Origin of the sequence: Streptomyces sp. NPDC059909 (genome assembly GCF_042730885.1) — a bacterium.
Lineage (GTDB): Bacteria > Actinomycetota > Actinomycetes > Streptomycetales > Streptomycetaceae > Streptomyces.
In genome coordinates this window covers 153662-170463 of sequence record NZ_JBHWKX010000005.1, presented here as the reverse complement: position 1 = coordinate 170463, position 16802 = coordinate 153662, and the positions used below count along the sequence as shown (strand labels likewise).

The following is a 16802-nucleotide window of genomic DNA, read 5'->3' as shown; positions in this document are numbered from 1 at the left end:
GGTCGACTGCCTGTACCAACGAGCTCCGTTGCTCTGCGTCGGAAATTGTTCAACGGGCTTGCGTGACCTGCGAAAACGCTAACTACCCGGCCTTGGTGGAAGGCCCCATCTCGTTCGGTGTCCACACCGGCCGCAAGCCTGATATCCCGAACGGTATGCCGGGCTGCGGGGTGGACTTCGGGGTCGCCTCCTCCGCGTACCTCTCCACCGAGGCCAAGCCGCGGGTCATGCCCGAAACGCTCACCCGGGTCGAGCGGGCCCGACTGCACCATCTGGAACGCAAGAAGGCCCGGCAAATCGGCTATGCGAAGAAGCACAACGGAGGGATATACAGCAAGCGGCTGCGCCTGACAATTACGCAGATCGCGAGGTTGAAGTCCAGGCAGGCAAACCGTCGCCGGGAGTTCACGCACCAGCTCACGACCGATCTCGCCAAGAACCACGGCTTCGTCGGTATCGAGGACCTGCGCGTGACCAGTATGACCAAGAACGCCAAAGGCACAGCCGAACAGCCTGGCCGCAAGGTGAAGCAGAAGGCTGGGCTCAACCGCGCCATCCTGGACAACTGCCCCGGTGAGCGTCGCCGCCAGCTTGCGTACAAGTGCCGGATGTACGGCTCCCAACTCCGTCCGGTGGCCCCGTTTCACACTTCGCAGACCTGCGCGGTCTGCGGAAGAGTCGATCCCGCGTCCCGGAAGGGGTGTGGCCGGCTTTTTGCCTGTGTGCATTGCGGGCACGAGGACGATGCCGATCACAACGCCTCGGTCGAAATCGAGGCCCGAGCCCGCCGGACGGGCGGCTCGGTCACCAACAGCACGCGCAGGCGCCCCACGGCGCCGAGTCCCGCCCACGGACGGAGGCGAACGCGTGAAACCCAACCAGCCGCCCACGGGTAGCCGAAGGGAATCTCCCGGCATCAGCTCAGCCGGGAGAGATCGTCAAGACCCCAGGATCGTCGTCAGGAACTCGCCCGTCCACGCCAGCAGTTCCCGCCCCACCACCGGCTTGCCGCCGATCTTGCCCGTCGTCGGGCGGGGCACCAGGATCTGGTGGACGGCCGGCTTGATCACCGTGCGCGGGTAGAGACGCTTCAGCCGCAGCTCCTGCGACTCGCGCAGCTCCACCGGGGCGAAGCGGATGTTCGGGCCCTGCAGGACGATCTCGCCGACGCCGCAGGCGCGGGCCAGCATGCGCAGGCCGGCCACGAAAAGCAGGTTCTCCACGGGCTCCGGCAGCTTGCCGTAGCGGTCCGTGAGTTCCTCCCGGACTGCCTTGATGTCCTCCTCCGTGTTGGCGGAGGCGATGGCCCGGTACGCCTGGAGGCGCAGTCGCTCGCCCGGCGCGTACTCGTGCGGGACGTGCGCGTCGACCGGGAGCTCGATCTTGACCTCGAGCGGGGGCTCCTCCTCGACGCCGCCGTCCAGCGAGGCGCGGTAGTCGGCGACTGCCTCGCCGACCATGCGGACGTACAGGTCGAAGCCGACGCCCGCGATGTGGCCGGACTGCTCGCCGCCGAGGAGATTGCCCGCGCCGCGGATCTCCAGGTCCTTCATGGCGACGTACATGCCTGCGCCCATCTCGGTGTGCTGGGCGATCGTCGCGAGACGCTCGTGCGCGGTCTCGGTGAGCGGCTTCTCCGGCGGGTAGAGGAAGTACGCGTACCCGCGCTCGCGCCCGCGCCCGACCCGCCCGCGCAGCTGGTGCAGCTGCGAGAGGCCGAAGTTGTCGCCGCGCTCGACGATCAGCGTGTTCGCGTTGGAGATGTCGATGCCGGACTCGACGATCGTCGTCGAGACGAGCACGTCGAACTTCTTCTCCCAGAAGTCGACGACGACCTGCTCCAGCGCGCTCTCGCCCATCTGCCCGTGGGCGGTGGCGATCCGGGCCTCCGGCACGATGTCGCGGAGCCGCGCCGCCGCCCGGTCGATCGACTCGACGCGGTTGTGGATGTAGAAGACCTGGCCCTCGCGCAGCAGTTCGCGGCGGACGGCGGCGCCGATCTGCCTCTCCTCGTACGGGCCGACGAAGGTCAGCACCGGGTGCCGCTCCTCCGGCGGGGTCGTGATCGTCGACATCTCACGGATGCCGGTGACCGCCATCTCCAGCGTCCGCGGGATGGGGGTCGCGGACATCGTCAGTACGTCCACGTTGGCGCGGAGCTTCTTCAGCTGTTCCTTGTGCTCGACGCCGAACCGCTGCTCCTCGTCCACGATGACCAGACCCAGGTCCTTGAATTTGGTCTCGGACGAGAAGAGCCGGTGCGTGCCGATGACGATGTCGACCGAGCCGTCCCGCAGCCCCTCCAGGGTCGCCTTCGCCTCCGTGTCCGACTGGAAGCGGGACAACGCCCGTGTCACCACCGGGAACTGGGAGTAGCGCTCGGAGAACGTCCCGAAGTGCTGCTGCACCAGCAGCGTCGTCGGCACGAGCACAGCGACCTGCTTGCCGTCCTGGACGGCCTTGAAGGCGGCCCGGACGGCGATCTCCGTCTTTCCGTAGCCGACGTCGCCGCAGATGAGGCGGTCCATGGGGATGGACTTCTCCATGTCCTCCTTCACCTCGGCGATGGTGGACAGCTGGTCGGGGGTCTCGACGTACGGGAAGGCGTCCTCGAGCTCCCGCTGCCACGGGGTGTCCGCGCCGAAGGAGTGGCCGGGCGCCGCCATCCGGGCGCTGTACAGCTTGATCAGGTCCGCGGCGATCTCCTTGACCGCCTTCTTCGCGCGCGCCTTGGTCTTCGTCCAGTCGGCGCCGCCGAGCCGGTGCAGGGTCGGGGCCTCGCCGCCGACGTACTTGGTCACCTGCTCCAGCTGGTCGGTCGGGATGTAGAGCCGGTCGCCGGGCTGGCCGCGCTTGGCCGGGGCGTACTCGACGAGCAGATACTCCCGGGTCGCGCCCTGGACGGTGCGCTGGACCATTTCGAGGTAGCGGCCGACGCCGTGCTGCTCGTGCACGATGTAGTCGCCGACCTCCAGCGTCAGCGGGTCGATCTGCTTGCGGCGCCGGGTCGGCATCCGCGTGCCGTCCTTGCCGGCGGCCTTCTGGCCGGACAGGTCGGTCTCGGTCAGGACGGCGATCCTGAGGCGGGGGTCGATGAAGCCGTACTCGATGGAGCCGGTCGCGACATGGACGACGGACGGGGAGATCTCGCCGAGGTCCGCTTCGAGGCGGGCGGCGATGCCCTCGCCGCCGAGCACCTCGACGGTGCGGGCGGCGGGGCCGTGGCCCTCGGTCACGAAGACGGTGCGCCAGCCGTCCGCGAGCCAGCCCTTGGTGTCGGCGAGAGCGCGGGCCGTGTCGCCGCGGTACGTCTCCGGGGCGTGCATCCCCAGCTTGAGCGTGTCCGCATCGAGCTCTTCGTCGGCGGCGAACGGCGACACCGACCACCACATCATCCCGAGCTCGCGCGCCCGGTCCCGGACGTCCGCGATGCCCCACAGCGAGGCCGCGCCGAGGTCGATCGGGGCCTCGCCGCCGCCGGCCGAGGCCGCCCACGACGCCTGCAGGAACTCCTGCGACGTCGCCACCAGGTCCGCGGCCCGGGTACGGACCCGCTCCGGGTCGCACACCACGGCCATCGAGCCCGCCGGAAGGACGTCGAGCAGCAGCTCCATGTCGTCGACGAGGACCGGGGCGAGGGACTCCATGCCCTCGACGGCGATGCCCTCGGCGATCTTGCCGAGCAGTTCACCGAGCTCCGGATGGGCCTCGGCGAGGTCCGCGGCCCGCTGCCGAACCTCGTCGGTCAGCAGCAGCTCACGGCAGGGGGGCGCCCACAGCCCGTGCTCGGCGACCTCCAGCGAGCGCTGGTCGGCGACCTTGAAATAGCGGATCTCCTCGACGTCGTCGCCCCAGAACTCGATCCGGAGCGGATGCTCCTCGGTGGGCGGGAAGACGTCGAGGATGCCGCCGCGCACCGCGAACTCGCCGCGCTTCTCGACCAGCTCCACCCGGGAGTACGCGGCGGCCGCGAGCCCCTCCACGACCTCGTTCAGGTCGGCCGTCCCGCCGCTGCGCAGCGCCACGGGCTCCAGGTCGCCGAGACCCTTGACCTGCGGCTGCAGCACGGAGCGCACGGGCGCGACGACGACGCTGACGGGCCCGGCGGCCGGGTCGTCCTGCGAGGGGTGCGCGAGGCGGCGCAGCACCGCGAGGCGCCGGCCGACGGTGTCGGAGCGGGGCGAGAGCCGCTCGTGCGGGAGGGTTTCCCAGGACGGGTACTCGACGACCCCGTCCGGGTCGAGCAGGGAGCGCAGCGCCGCGGCCAGGTCCTCGGCCTCCCGCCCGGTGGCGGTCACGGCGAGCACCGGCCGGCCCGCCTCGCGTGCCAGCGCGGCGACCGCGAAGGGCCGCGCGGCCGGCGGTCCGACCAGGTCGACATGGTGCTGGTGACCGTCGGTGGCGGCCTTCACCGCTTCGGCGAGCGCCGGGTCACGTACTACGGCGTCGAGCAGACCGTGCAGGCTCATGAAGGGGTTCCGTCCGGGATCCAGAGGGGGTGGCGGGCAACGCGAACCGCCCGACACGTCGAACGGGCCGGGGGTTCCCAGCGTAAACCCCGCGACACGGCTCCGGCCCGGTGAGCGTGGAGGACGCTCACCGGGCCGGAGCGGCCATCCTACGGAACGGCTCCGCAGGGGCCCCGCGACTGCTGCGTGGCGATCTACTCCGTGGCGATCGCGTTCAGGACGTTCATCCGGCCCGCCCGGAAGGCCGGGACGAGCGCCGCGAACAGACCCACGAACGCCGAGGCCACGAAGACCGTCAGGATCGTCGGCCACGGGATCTCCAGCACCCCGAGCCCCTCCAGGGCCAGCAGCTTCTGGGCCGCCGTGCCCCAGCCCATGCCCAGGCCGAGGCCGAGCAGGGCGCCGAAGAGGGCGATGACCACCGACTCCAGGCGGATCATGCGGCGCAGCTGGCGGCGGGAGAGGCCGATGGCGCGCATGAGGCCGATCTCCCGGGTCCGCTCGACCACCGACAGGGCCAGGGTGTTCACGACACCCAGCACCGCGACGATGATCGCGAGCGCCAGCAGGCCGTAGACGATGTTCAGCAGCTGGCCGACCTGGTTCTTGAGGTCCTCCTTGAAGTCGGTCTGGTTCTGCACCTCGTACTGCGGGTAGGCGGCGAGCGACTTCTTGAGGGCCGCGTACGCCTCCGTCGCCTTGCCCTCGTCCGCCGTGGCGAACATGATCAGGTTCTTGGGCATCTTCTCGGCGGGCAGGTGCTGCGCGGCGGTCGTGACGTTCGTGTACTTCACGCCCTTGTCGACGTTTCCGTCGTCCGACGTGATCGCCGCGACCTTCAGCTTCGCCGTCGTGCCGCCCTCGAAGGCGACCGTGATCGTGTCGCCGACCTTCACTCCGTGCGCCTTGGCGTACTCGTCGCCGACGGACATGGCGTTCTTCCCGTACGCCGCGGACAGCTCGCCCGCCACGGTCTCGCGCCGCAGGTCCTGGGCGTAGGTCGGGTCGGCGGCGACGATCTCCTCGTCCTCGGTCGTGCCGTCCGGGGCGGTGAGCTTCGTCTTCACGGCCTTGTACTCGGTGACGTGGGCGATGCCCGGCGTCTTCTCCAGGGCCTGCTGGGCCTGGGGCATGATCGGCTGGCCGTTGGACGCGTTGATGATGAAGTCGGCGCCGACGGACCTGTCGAGCTCCTCCGTCGCCGAGGCGACCATGGACGAGCCGACGACCGACAGACACGCGACGAGCGCGAGGCCGATCATCAGGGCGGCGCCGGTGGCACCGGTGCGGCGCGGGTTGCGCAGCGCGTTGCGCTCGGCCATCCGTCCGACCGGGCCGAAGATCCGCAGGACGACCGCGCCGATGACACGGATCACGCCGCCCGCGAGGAGCGGGCCGACGACGATGAAGCCGATGAGGCTGAGGACCACACCGAGCCCGAGCCACATCGAGCCCTCGGTCGCCTTGTCGGCCTGCGTCGCGAGCCACAGCCCCGCGCCTCCGGCGCCGGTGAGGACCACGCCGAGGATGCCGCGCACGAGCCCGGCCCTGCCGTCCGCCGGCGTACCGGCGTCGCGCAGCGCGGCCATCGGGGAGACCTTGCCGGCCCGGCGGGCCGGGATGTAGGCGGCCAGGACGGTGACGACGATGCCGAGGGTGAGGCCGACCGCCGGGGTCGTCCACTTCACGGTCAGGTCCTGGGTGGAGAGGTTCATGCCCATCGAGGACATGAGCTCCATCAGCCCGATCGCGAGGCCGACTCCGGCGCCGACACCGACGACGGACCCGATGACGCCGAGCAGCAGCGCCTCGACCAGGACCGAGCGGTTGACCTGCCTGCGGCTCGATCCGATGGCCCGCATCAGGCCGATCTCGCGGGTGCGCTGGGCGACCAGCATCGAGAAGGTGTTGACGATGAGGAAGATGCCGACGAGGAAGGCGATCCCGGCGAAGCCGAGCATCGCGTACTTCATCACGTCGAGGAACTCACCGACGTCCTCGCGGCCGGCGTCCGCCGCCTCCTGCTGGGTCTGGAACTTGTACGGCCCCGGGACGACCGCGGCCACGTTCCTCTTCAGCTGCTCATGGCCGACGCCGGGCTCGGCGGTCACCGCGATATGGGTGAACACGCCGGTGCTCCCGATGAGTTGACGCTGCGCGGTGGCGGTGTCGAAGTAGACGACGGCCGCGCCCGGGTTGGTGACCTTGAAGGAGGCGATGCCGGAGATCCGGGCCGTGAGGTCACCGGTGACGGCGATCGTGCGCAGCTCGTCACCGATCTCGAGCCGGTGCTTCTCGGCGGTGTCGGCGTCGACCATCACCTCGGTGGGGCCGCGCGGGGCGTGGCCGGAGGTGATCTCCATCGAGCGCAGGTCGTTCTGCGTCCAGTTGCCGGCGATCGTCGGGGCGCCGTTGCTGGAGCCCATGTTCTTGTTGTCCGCGTCGACGACGGTGACGCTCATCGAGACGACCGCGCCCTCGGCGGACTTCACGCCGTCCGCCTTCCGCACCTCCGCGACGAGGGAGGCGGGAAGCGCTTCGGGCCGGCCGGACTGCGGCATCTCGTCGTCGGTGGCGGCGTTCTTCGGGCTGACGGTGACATCGGCCGCAGTGGCGGCGAAGAGCTTGTCGAAGGTGGTGTTCATGGTGTCGGTGAAGACGAGCGTGCCGGACACGAACGCCACCGACAGCAGGACGGCGACGGCGGAGAGCGCCATGCGTCCCTTGTGGGCGAAGAAGTTGCGCAGGGAGGTCTTGAGCACGGTCACGACGTCCGCCCGCGCGCATCAAAGTCCTTCATGCGGTCCAGGACCTGGTCGGCCGTGGGGTTGAACATCTCGTCGACGATCCGTCCGTCGGCGAGGTACAGCACACGGTCCGCGTACGAGGCGGCCACCGGGTCGTGGGTGACCATGACGATGGTCTGGCCGAGTTCGTCGACGGAGCGGCGCAGAAAGCCCAGGACCTCGGCCCCGGCGCGCGAGTCCAGGTTTCCGGTCGGCTCGTCGCCGAAGATGATCTCGGGGCGGGCCGCCAGGGCGCGGGCCACGGCGACGCGCTGCTGCTGACCGCCGGAGAGCTGCGCGGGCCGGTGCTTGAGCCGGTCGGCGAGGCCGACGGTCTCCACGACCCGGTTGAGCCAGGCCGTGTCCGGTTTGCGGCCGGCGATGTCCATCGGCAGCGTGATGTTCTCGATGGCGTTGAGCGTGGGCAGCAGGTTGTACGCCTGGAAGATGAAGCCGATCCGGTCCCGGCGCAGCTGCGTGAGCTTCTTGTCCTTGAGCTTGGTGATCTCGGTGTCGTCGATGTGGATCTCGCCCGAGGTCACCGTGTCGAGCCCGGCCAGGCAGTGCATCAGCGTGGACTTGCCGGAGCCCGACGGGCCCATGATCGCGGTGAACTGACCTCGCTTGATGTCCACGTCGACGTGGTCGAGCGCGACGACCCGGGTCTCGCCGGAGCCGTACGCCTTGACGACCTGTCGGGCTCGCGCGGCGACGGCCGTACGCCCTCCAGTGCCCCCGTGCGCGGGAATGGTCACAGCCGTTGTCACGGTTTGTCTCCTACTTGTCGTGGTTCCAGTAATGCCGAACGCCGCGTGCGGCACGAGTCTCGCGGGGGACGGGCCCGGGGCACGATGGTGCTGAGCACCCTCTTGAGCGGGGGTTTTCCCCACCCCCGCGCCGTCCGGGTTGCCGTAGGACCAAGTTAAGGAACGGCCCGTGCTCCTCTCGTCCTCCGGCGGGACGAACGGCCCCTGGCCAGTAGTAAGGAGGAACCCTTAGGGGGCTCCTCCTCGAGGCCGATCCCGTACCCGTAGAGGCTGACCCCTCCCGCCGCGTGAAGGGCAAGTGAGAGGGTGTGTCCCGCGGAGATAGATGCATAGGGAAAGGATCTTGATGGGTGCGGGCGAGGCAGAGGCGGGCGGGGACAGTACCGGCGCACACGGCGGCAACACGGGCACGGAAATGGGCAATTCGGGTGTAGGCGGCGGTAGCAGCGGCACCTCTGCAGGGCAGGCGCCCGCGGCACGCGGGGCCGCCCCCCGCCGCGGCCCGGTCGTCGCCGCCCTGATGCTCGGCATGGCGCTGGCGGCCCTCGACGGCACGATCGTCTCCACCGCCGTCCCGCAGATCGTCGGCGATCTCGGCGGCTTCTCGGTCTTCTCCTGGCTGTTCTCCGGCTATCTGCTCGCCGTGACCGTCACCCTCCCCGTCTACGGGAAGCTCTCCGACACCTTCGGCCGCAAGCCCGTCCTGATCGCGGGCATCGCCCTCTTCCTCGTCGGCTCCCTGCTGTGCGCGGGCGCCTGGAACATGGCCTCGCTCATCGCCTTCCGCGTCGTCCAGGGCCTCGGCGGCGGTGCGCTCCAGGGCACGATCCAGACGATCGCCGCCGATCTGTACCCGCTCGACGAGCGCCCCAAGATCGTGTCGAAGCTGTCCACGGTATGGGCGGTGTCGGCGGTCGCGGGCCCGGCGGTGGGCGGCCTGCTCGCCGCGTACGCCGACTGGCGCTGGATCTTCCTGATCAATCTGCCGGTGGGCGCGGTGGCGCTGTGGCTGATTGCCCGTCATCTGACCGAGCCGGCACGGGAACGGGGTCCGCGCGCCCGGGTCGACTGGCCCGGTGCGCTCGCCGTCTTCGTCACCGGGACGCTGCTGCTGACGGCACTCGTCCAGGGCGGGGTGGCCTGGCCCTGGCTCTCCGCGCCCTCGCTCGGCCTCTTCGCGGGCGCCGCGGCGGGCGCCGCCGTGACCGTCGTCGTCGAACGGCGGGCGGCCGAGCCCGTCATCCCCGGCTGGGTGTGGCGGCGCCGCACCATCGCCGCGGTCAATCTCGCCCTGGGCGCGCTCGGTCTGCTGATGGTCGCACCCACCGTGTTCCTGCCCACGTACGCCCAGTCGGTCCTCGGACTCGGCCCGATCGCCGCCGGGTTCGTGCTGTCGGTGATGACGCTGAGCTGGCCGGTCAGCGCGGCGTACGCGAACCGCGTCTACACCCGCATCGGCTTCCGCAACACCGCGATCATCGGCATCGGCACGGCGACGCTGGTCATGCTGGCGTTCCCGCTGCTGCTCCCGTACCCGGGCGAGCCGTGGCAGCCCGCGCTCATCATGCTGCTGCTCGGCGCCGCTCTCGGGTTCTTCCAACTGCCGCTGATCGTCGGCGTCCAGTCGACCGTGCCCTGGGCGGAGCGGGGCACGACGACCGCGTCGGTGCTGTTCTGCCGCCAGGTCGGGCAGAGCGTCGGAGCGGCGCTGTTCGGTGCCCTCGCCAACGCGGTGCTCGCCGCCCGGCTCGGCGGGTCGGGCGATCTGGACTCGGTGGCGCGCTCCCTCGCCGGGGGCGGCGCCGGGCCCGAGGAGCATCTGCGGCACGCGGTGGCGACGGCGGTGGACTACGTGTACGTGGGGGCCGCGGGCGCGGGCGTGCTGGCGCTTCTGGTGCTGGTGTTCCTGGCGCCGCGCACGTTCCCGGTGATCACGGAGAAGCCCCAGGTGTGACGCGCGATCAGCCGTGCCGCCGCCCCCGTCCGGGCCGGTGCGGGGGCGTGACCCGACCGTTGCGGAACTGACATACCTCCTGGTCGGTAATCCCCTTACGTCGATCGACTACCGCCCAGTAACGTACGCGCTCCCCCCACAGGAACACCCTCCCCCGACACCCTGGCGGGCCCGGGGACCCCCAGCCCGCGAGGGCCGCAAGGAGCGCCGCACCATGTCGTACGACCACGTGTTCCCCGAACCACCCCACTCCGCCCAGCAGCCCTGGCACGCGCCACCGCCGCACCCTTTTCACGACCTCGCCCACGACGGCACCCACGACCTCGCCGACCACCGCGACCTGCCCCGCCTCCGCGCGGGCTACCGCCGGCTCCGCCGCGTCGCCACCCTCACCGCGCTCGGCTACTTCGTCCTCTTCCTGCTCCTCTCCGGCTACGCACCCGGGCTGATGACCAGTGGCATCAGCGGTGGCCTCACCACCGGACTGCTGCTGGGGCTGCTCACGCTGCCCGTGACGCTGGCCGCGATCGCGCTGTACGAGCGCATCGCACGCCACCGCGTCGACCCCCTCGCCGCGGCGATCCGGCTCCAGGCCGAACAGGCGGCGCAGGCCGCGGAAGCGGCCGCTGCCCGTCAGAACCGTCAGAGCCGCCCCGGCCCGTCCGGATGGCAGCGGCCCCCGGGAGGAATGCGCGCATGAGCGGCTTCAGCTCCGACGCCCAGACCATGTCGTTCGTCGCGTTCATCGCGGTCATCACGGTGACGCTGCTGCTGTCCGTGATGACCGGACCCGACCGCGACGACCTGGGCGAGTACTACACCGGCTACCGCTCGCTCTCCCCCATGCAGAGCGGCCTCGCCATCGCCGGCGACTACGTCTCCGCCTCGACCGTCCTCGCCACCATCGGCGTCATCGCCCTCGCCGGGTACGACGGGCTGACCCTCGCCCTGAGCACGGTGCTCTCGCTCGTCCTGATGATGTTCCTGCTCGCCGAACCGCTCCGGAACGCCGGCCGGTTCACCATGGGCGACGTCCTCACCCGCCGCACCCCGGGCCCCGCCGTGCGGATCGCCTCGTCCGCGGTCACGCTGGCCGCGCTGCTTCCGCTGGTGATCTTCCAGCTCGCGGGCGCGGGCGATCTGCTCGCCTTCGTCCTCGGCTTCGACGCGGACGGCTTCAAGACCGGGTCCATCGTCTTCCTCGGCGTGCTGATGATCGCCTACGCGGCCATCGGCGGCATGAAGGGCACCGCGTTCATCCAGATCGTCAAGACCGTCGTCCTGCTCGGCGCCTCCGCCGCCATCGCCCTGCTGGTCCTGAACCGCTTCGACTTCAGCCTGCCCGCGCTCCTCGACGCGGCGGGCAAGGGCAGCGGGGCCGGGGACGCGTACCTCGCCTCCGGGCTGCAGTTCGGCGGCGACGACCTCGACATGATCAGCGCCCAGCTGACGGTGGTGCTCGGTGCCGCGGTGCTGCCGCACATCACGATGCGCGTGTTCACCTCGCGCAACGCGACCGCCGTGCGGCGCTCGATGTCCTGGGCCGTCTCGACCGTCGTCGTGACCTGCCTGCTCATCGCCGTCATCGGCTTCGGCGCCGCGGCGATCGTCGGGCACAAGGGGCTCGTCGCCGGCGACCCGCAGGGCAAGACGGCGTTCCTGTTCGTCACCCAGGCGCTGCTCGGCGCCGAACCGTCCTTCGGCGAGACGCTGGTCTTCACCCTCGTGGCCACCGCGGTGTTCCTCACCCTGCTCGCCTCGGTCGCCGGCATCACCCTCGCCTCCGCCAACTCGCTCGCGCACGACCTCATCGCCCACGGGCTGCGCCGCACCCGGCTGAAGCACACCTCCGAGATGGCCGTCGCCCGCGCGGCCGCGGCCGGCATCGGCCTCACCGCGATCGCCGCCGCGGCACTCGTGCAGCACGAGAACCTCCAGGCGCTGGTCACGCTGTCGTTCTCCATCGGCGCATCGGCGGTCGCCCCCGCCCTCGTCTACAGCATGTTCTGGCGCCGCTACACCCGTACCGGCCTGCTCAGCACGCTCATCGTGGGCACGGTCGGCGCGATCGTCCTGATGACGGGCAGCAACCTGGTCTCCGGGTCACCCCAGTCGGTCTTCCCCGACCACGACTTCAACTGGTTCCCGTTCACCACCACGGGCCTCGTCTCGGTCCCGCTCGGCTTCCTCGCCGGCTGGCTGGGCACCTTCCTGTCCGCACGCGACCCCCGCGACGCCGCCGCCCAGCGCGAGCTGTACGAGTCGGTCGAACCGACGATCCTCGCGGGGGCACCGGCGCCGCCGCGGGGCGCGTAAGGGCGTACGCCCATGGGGAGCCCGTCCGGCGACTGACGGGCCGACACGGACACGCCGGGCGCCCCGGTCGGTTCAGCCCCGTACGCGTACGGCGATCAGAGCAGCCCGTCCCACATCTGCTCCAGCAGCACCGACCACCAGCTCTCCGGCGACGAAAGCGCCGCCGGGTCGAGGGCGGCGAGCTGCACCTGGAAGTCGACCGTCCAGCGGCCGGCCTGTTCCGGGTTGAGGCCGAAGCGCAGGCGCCACATGCGTCCGAGCAGGGCGAGGCAGCGCGTGAACTCCGGGAGGCCACTGTTCACGAACTGCGGCGCCACCGGCTGCCCGCCCGGGCCGCCCTCGACCGGGACCGCCACGATCTGGGCCGTGCCGTACTGCACACAGATCGCCTTGCCGAAGTCGCTGCCCACGACCAGGTACGAGCCCGCGTCCGACGCGGGCTGCACCTGCCGCTGAGCGGCCAGCTCGGCCAGCGTCGGCACCACCGGCTGGGCCGGCTGCGCCCAGAAGAACGGACCGAAGTCGGCCGGCAGCCCCGCCCACACCAGCGTGAGCGCCACGATCTCCGGCACGCCCTGGCGGGACACCGCCCGCTGGTCGAACCGGCAGATGCCCTGCGGCCCGAAGGCGCCCACCAGCTCCTGGGCGATCCCCTCCGGGGGAACCGGTGGGGCCGGCTGGACCGGCGGCAGCGGCGCACGCACCGGCGCCGGGCGCGCCGGGCCGTCCGCGACCTGGTGCAACTCGCCCTGATGGGTGAGCAGCTGCTGCATACCGCCCTGCCGGCTCGCGTGGTCCCTGCCGTACGGGGCGATGTTGGTGATCCGCGCCTGCGGCCAGGTCTCCCGGATCATCCGGGAGCAGTAACCGCCGGGCAGTTCACAGGACTCGAGCTCGGTGTGCAGCTCCAGCACCTGGTCGCTGGGCACGTTCATCCCGCGCAGCTCGTGGAAGATCTGCCACTCCGGGTGCGGGGTGCCCGGCGCCGAACGGCGGATGAGCTGCTGCTCGGAACCGTCGGGCGCGCGGTAGCGCAGCACGGCCTGGTAGCCGGGGCCGACCATCGGGACACCGGCGGGCGGCTGCTGCGGATAGCCGTACGCCGGCGGCTGCGGGGCGTGCGGCGGCGGTACGGGGCCGGGTGCGCCCGCAGGCGCGTGCGCCGGGGGCACCTGGCCGGGACCGGCCAGCATCGTGGCGGCGTGGTGCACACCGCCCGTGGGGATCCCCCCGGCGGAGCCAGGGGGAGTGCCCGGGGCACCCGGAGCTCCCGGCGGACCTGGGGGCTGCGGCGCGCCGGGACCGCCCTGGCTCGGGTTCGCCAGCATCGTGGCGGCGTGGTGCACACCGCCCGTGGGGGTCCCCCCGGCGGAGCCAGGGGGAGTGCCCGGGGCACCCGGCGCCGCGGGCGGGCCCGGAGGCTGCGGGGGCTGAGGCGCGCCCGGGCCGCCCGGACCCGGGTTCGCGAGCATCGTCGCCGCCTGGTGCTGCGGATCCGACGGCGCCGGCGGGCCAGGCAGCTGCGGTCCGTCAGGGCCGAGCTGCGAGACCATCTGCGTCGGTACGTAACCGCCCGCCGGAACACCAGGAGTACCAGGGGCGCCGGGAGCACCCGGCCGCGCGCCGGGGACACCGGGCGGGGCGGGCGGCGGTGGAGTCGTCGAGCCACCCCCGCGCGGAGTACGCCCACGCGGCGGCACGCCGGCCTTGCTCGTCGCGGCGTCGGCGATGTCACCCGCACTCGGCCCGCCCGGCACGGACGGAGCGGAACGAACCGAGGAAGCGGAAGGAGCGACGGGCGGCTGCGGCCCGGAGGCCTGCGCCCCGCCCGGCTGCGGACCGATCGCCGGAGCCACCGCGGTCGGCGGCAGCTGGCTGCCCCCCGACATCAACGCGGTCGGCGCGTCCGCGCCCACCGGCGGCGGGGTGTCGTCGTCGTCCGCCCCCGACAGCGGCGGCGCGAACACGGTCGCCGGCAGCGGCACGGAAGCGTCCCCCGACGCGCCGTTCGTGTCGGTCCCGGCCCAGGGAGCTGCCCCACCGGGCCCGCCGGACGTCGCCGGCACACCGTCCGACGCGGTGGGCTCGTGGTCCCCACGGCCACCGGCCGCAGGCCAGCCGGAGCCGCCACCGGAACCGTGCGGAGCCGCCGCCGCGGCAGCCGCGGCCGAGCCCGGCCACGCGTCACCACCGACATGCGAACCACGCCCGGCGGTCGAGCCGCCGGGCGCACCCTGCGACCAGCCGGATCCCTGAGCAGCGCCCGCCGGAGCAGACGCACCGTCATCAGGTGCACCCTGCACAGCCGGAGCCGCAACCGCGCCGGCACCCGCAGACGACCCCGCACCCGCACGCTGGTCCGGGATGCCCAACCTGTCCGCCGCGTCCTGCAGCCACTCCGGCGGACTCAGCAGGAACGACGTCTGGTTCAGGTCGATCCGCTGCGGCGGCGCCGCGGCCGGAGCCGCCCCGGCGTCCGGAGTGCCGTACTCCTCCTCGTACCGCCGGATCACCTCGCCCACCGGCAGCCCCGGCCACAGCGTGGCCTCCCCGCTGTCCCGGGCGATGACCAGCCGCTGACGGCCACCGTCCGACGTCGGCCCGTCCGCACGGTCCTCCGCCCACACGACGAAACCCAGCTCGAACTCCCGCACCCGCACCTCACGATGCTGATACGCGGGCACATCACCGTTGACCCACTCTTCCGCGCGCTCCTGCGCCTGCGCGAACGTCACCATCGACAAGCTCACTCCCCCACCGGAACGGCGCGCGCGAAGCCGCCGTCCACCATCAGGTTCGCCACGGTCTCCAGCTCCGGCGGATTGCCCGCGAGACGCGACAGAAACGCGTCGAAGTCCTCACCGCACGGCAGCAGCAGCCGCTCCACCCGGTCGGCGACCGTCCAGCCGTCCTGGTCACGGGCGTCGTCGTACGCGCAGAACCACACCGAACCGGCGCCGCTGCCACGGACCTTGACCGCCAGCAGTCCGCCCTGGACGAAACCGACGCCCAGGTAGTCCTTCGTCAGATGGTCCCGCAGACACTTGTTGACGTACACCAGGTCATTGACCGCCGCCTCCTCGCGCACCGTGAAGAACGGCTGGTCGATCAGCAGCCCCAACTCGGCGTCCAGCGCCGCACCCACCGGCGCGCACCCGCCGGCCGCCTTCAGGAAGGAGCGGTACGCGCCCGGCAGGCGGTATCCCAAGTCCTCCTCCACACCCAGCAGTTGCTGCTCGGTCACCGACACCGCACCCTTGGGCAGGCCGAAGTGCGCGGGCCGGGTCTCCTGCAGCGGACGCGTCCCGCGCTTGGCGTGATCCACCGCGGTCGTCGCCATCCCGCCGTGGTGCCGCAGCAGCGCCTTCACCTCGACCGGCACCAGCTCCAGCCGGCGGCCGCCCGCGACGTGGTGCCACGTCCAGCCGTGCGGCGTCGCCACCGCCGGGATCGTGTCCCACAGCTCATGGCCGTCGGCGGCCAGCGCGGCGTTCGCCGACACATAGTCGGTGAGCCGCAGTTCGTCGACCCCGAAGCCCTCCGGAGGCTCGGCGATCTCCGCCGCGGCACGGGCATACGGCGAGAAGTCCGGATAGGCGCGTTCGTCCACCCGCACCCCCATGGGGTGCCGAGCGGCCCGGACCGGGTCCGGGAAGTGCACGACCTGCCCGGCGTAGGCCGCGTTCGGTGGCGCGGCTTGCTGCCCGAGCCGACCTGTCGTCATGGCGGTAGCCCCCTGCTGCGTCTGGCTGGTTCACCACAGCCTATGCGGTGCGGCAACAGGCGGTCCCGCCCCCGTACCGCGCCGGGCGCGACCCTTCCGCTTCCGTAACGAACCGTCACCTTCGTGTAACCCTCAGCCGAAGCACAACCGACACAGGCACACGTTTCAGTCACCCCGCTTCCACACCAGGCGCCCCATTTGGCAGGCTGTCCCTTCAACTCGGGGGCGTGCACAGCAGCGGTCGGCGCCGCGGGCACGGGAGGGACACAGCACGATGCACACGGCACCATCAGGCACGACCGGTGATCCCCGGCTCAGCTGGAGCAGTACGGACGACGCCGCGCGCGCGCCCGCGCTCCTCCTCCGGCGCGACGGAATCCTGCCAACAGTGGCGGCAGCACTCTCCGTACGCGGCGAGACCCTCACCTGCACCGCGGGCAAGGCCGACCAGCCACCCGTGCTCCACCCCCTCGTCCAGGACTTCCTCGACACCCTCACCAGCGGCCAGCGAGAACGGTTCACCGGCCGCTGCGCCGAGGCGATCCTGCTCTCCCGCCACCTCACGTCGGCGGACACCGCCCGCTCCAAGCGGGCCCAGCGCAAGCCCCTCACCCACGGCGAAGCCCGCCGCTCCCTCAAGCACGCCAAACTCACCGCCCGCCGCATCCGCGAGGACGGCGACCCCCTGCACGGCAGCTACGCCGCACCCTGCCGCTCCTGCGCGGCGATGCTCGCCCACTTCGGCGTACGCACCGTCGACCCGACCCAGAACGGCTGAACCGGACC

The 16802-nt window shown here is 71.7% G+C and carries 10 protein-coding genes; 5 read left to right on the top strand and 5 right to left on the bottom strand.

The window, feature by feature from the left end; all coding sequences use genetic code 11:
- The coding region (locus ACFV9O_RS06895) for an RNA-guided endonuclease InsQ/TnpB family protein (RefSeq protein ID WP_385413267.1) at positions 1 to 896 on the top strand (896 nt) is incomplete at its 5' end.
- A 42-nt stretch (positions 897 to 938) separates the two neighbouring features.
- Here ACFV9O_RS06895 and mfd read toward each other — a convergent pair.
- The 3 genes from mfd to ACFV9O_RS06880 form a co-directional block, all read right to left on the bottom strand.
- Positions 939 to 4469: a transcription-repair coupling factor gene (gene mfd, locus ACFV9O_RS06890; RefSeq protein ID WP_385413264.1), complete on the bottom strand. Its 3531-nt coding sequence runs from the start codon at positions 4467 to 4469 to the stop codon at positions 939 to 941.
- A gap of 194 nt (positions 4470 to 4663) precedes the next feature.
- Positions 4664 to 7237, bottom strand: a complete 2574-nt coding sequence (locus tag ACFV9O_RS06885) for an ABC transporter permease (protein ID WP_385413261.1) — start codon at positions 7235 to 7237, stop codon at positions 4664 to 4666.
- Positions 7234 to 8022 (bottom strand): ABC transporter ATP-binding protein, encoded by a 789-nt coding sequence (locus ACFV9O_RS06880; protein WP_385413259.1) that lies wholly within the window; start codon positions 8020 to 8022, stop codon positions 7234 to 7236. Before ACFV9O_RS06880 ends, ACFV9O_RS06885 begins: the two co-directional genes overlap by 4 nt.
- A gap of 415 nt (positions 8023 to 8437) precedes the next feature.
- Here ACFV9O_RS06880 and ACFV9O_RS06875 point away from each other — a divergent pair, with 415 nt between their 5' ends.
- The 3 genes from ACFV9O_RS06875 (at position 8438) to ACFV9O_RS06865 (ending at position 12292) form a co-directional block, all read left to right on the top strand.
- Entirely contained in the window at positions 8438 to 9976 is a 1539-nt protein-coding gene (locus ACFV9O_RS06875; protein WP_385413303.1) for an MFS transporter, read from the top strand.
- A gap of 214 nt (positions 9977 to 10190) precedes the next feature.
- Positions 10191 to 10676, top strand: a complete 486-nt coding sequence (locus ACFV9O_RS06870; RefSeq protein ID WP_385413256.1) for a DUF485 domain-containing protein — start codon at positions 10191 to 10193, stop codon at positions 10674 to 10676.
- The gene (locus ACFV9O_RS06865; protein ID WP_385413253.1) at positions 10673 to 12292 is read left to right on the top strand and encodes a cation acetate symporter; all 1620 of its coding nucleotides are present in this window, start codon (positions 10673 to 10675) and stop codon (positions 12290 to 12292) included. The genes ACFV9O_RS06870 and ACFV9O_RS06865 overlap by 4 nt, the downstream gene beginning before the upstream one ends.
- Positions 12293 to 12387: 95 nt before the next feature.
- Here the strand turns inward: ACFV9O_RS06865 and ACFV9O_RS06860 are convergent, their stop codons facing one another.
- Together ACFV9O_RS06860 and ACFV9O_RS06855 are read right to left on the bottom strand one after the other, a co-directional pair.
- Positions 12388 to 15030 (bottom strand): SUKH-4 family immunity protein, encoded by a 2643-nt coding sequence (locus tag ACFV9O_RS06860; protein ID WP_385413300.1) that lies wholly within the window; start codon positions 15028 to 15030, stop codon positions 12388 to 12390.
- 8 nt (positions 15031 to 15038) lie between these two features.
- Positions 15039 to 16016: an SMI1/KNR4 family protein gene (locus ACFV9O_RS06855; protein WP_385413251.1), complete on the bottom strand. Its 978-nt coding sequence runs from the start codon at positions 16014 to 16016 to the stop codon at positions 15039 to 15041.
- 274 nt (positions 16017 to 16290) lie between these two features.
- Here ACFV9O_RS06855 and ACFV9O_RS06850 point away from each other — a divergent pair, with 274 nt between their 5' ends.
- Positions 16291 to 16794 (top strand): YwqJ-related putative deaminase, encoded by a 504-nt coding sequence (locus ACFV9O_RS06850; RefSeq protein WP_385413248.1) that lies wholly within the window; start codon positions 16291 to 16293, stop codon positions 16792 to 16794.
- Positions 16795 to 16802: the final 8 nt, after the last annotated feature.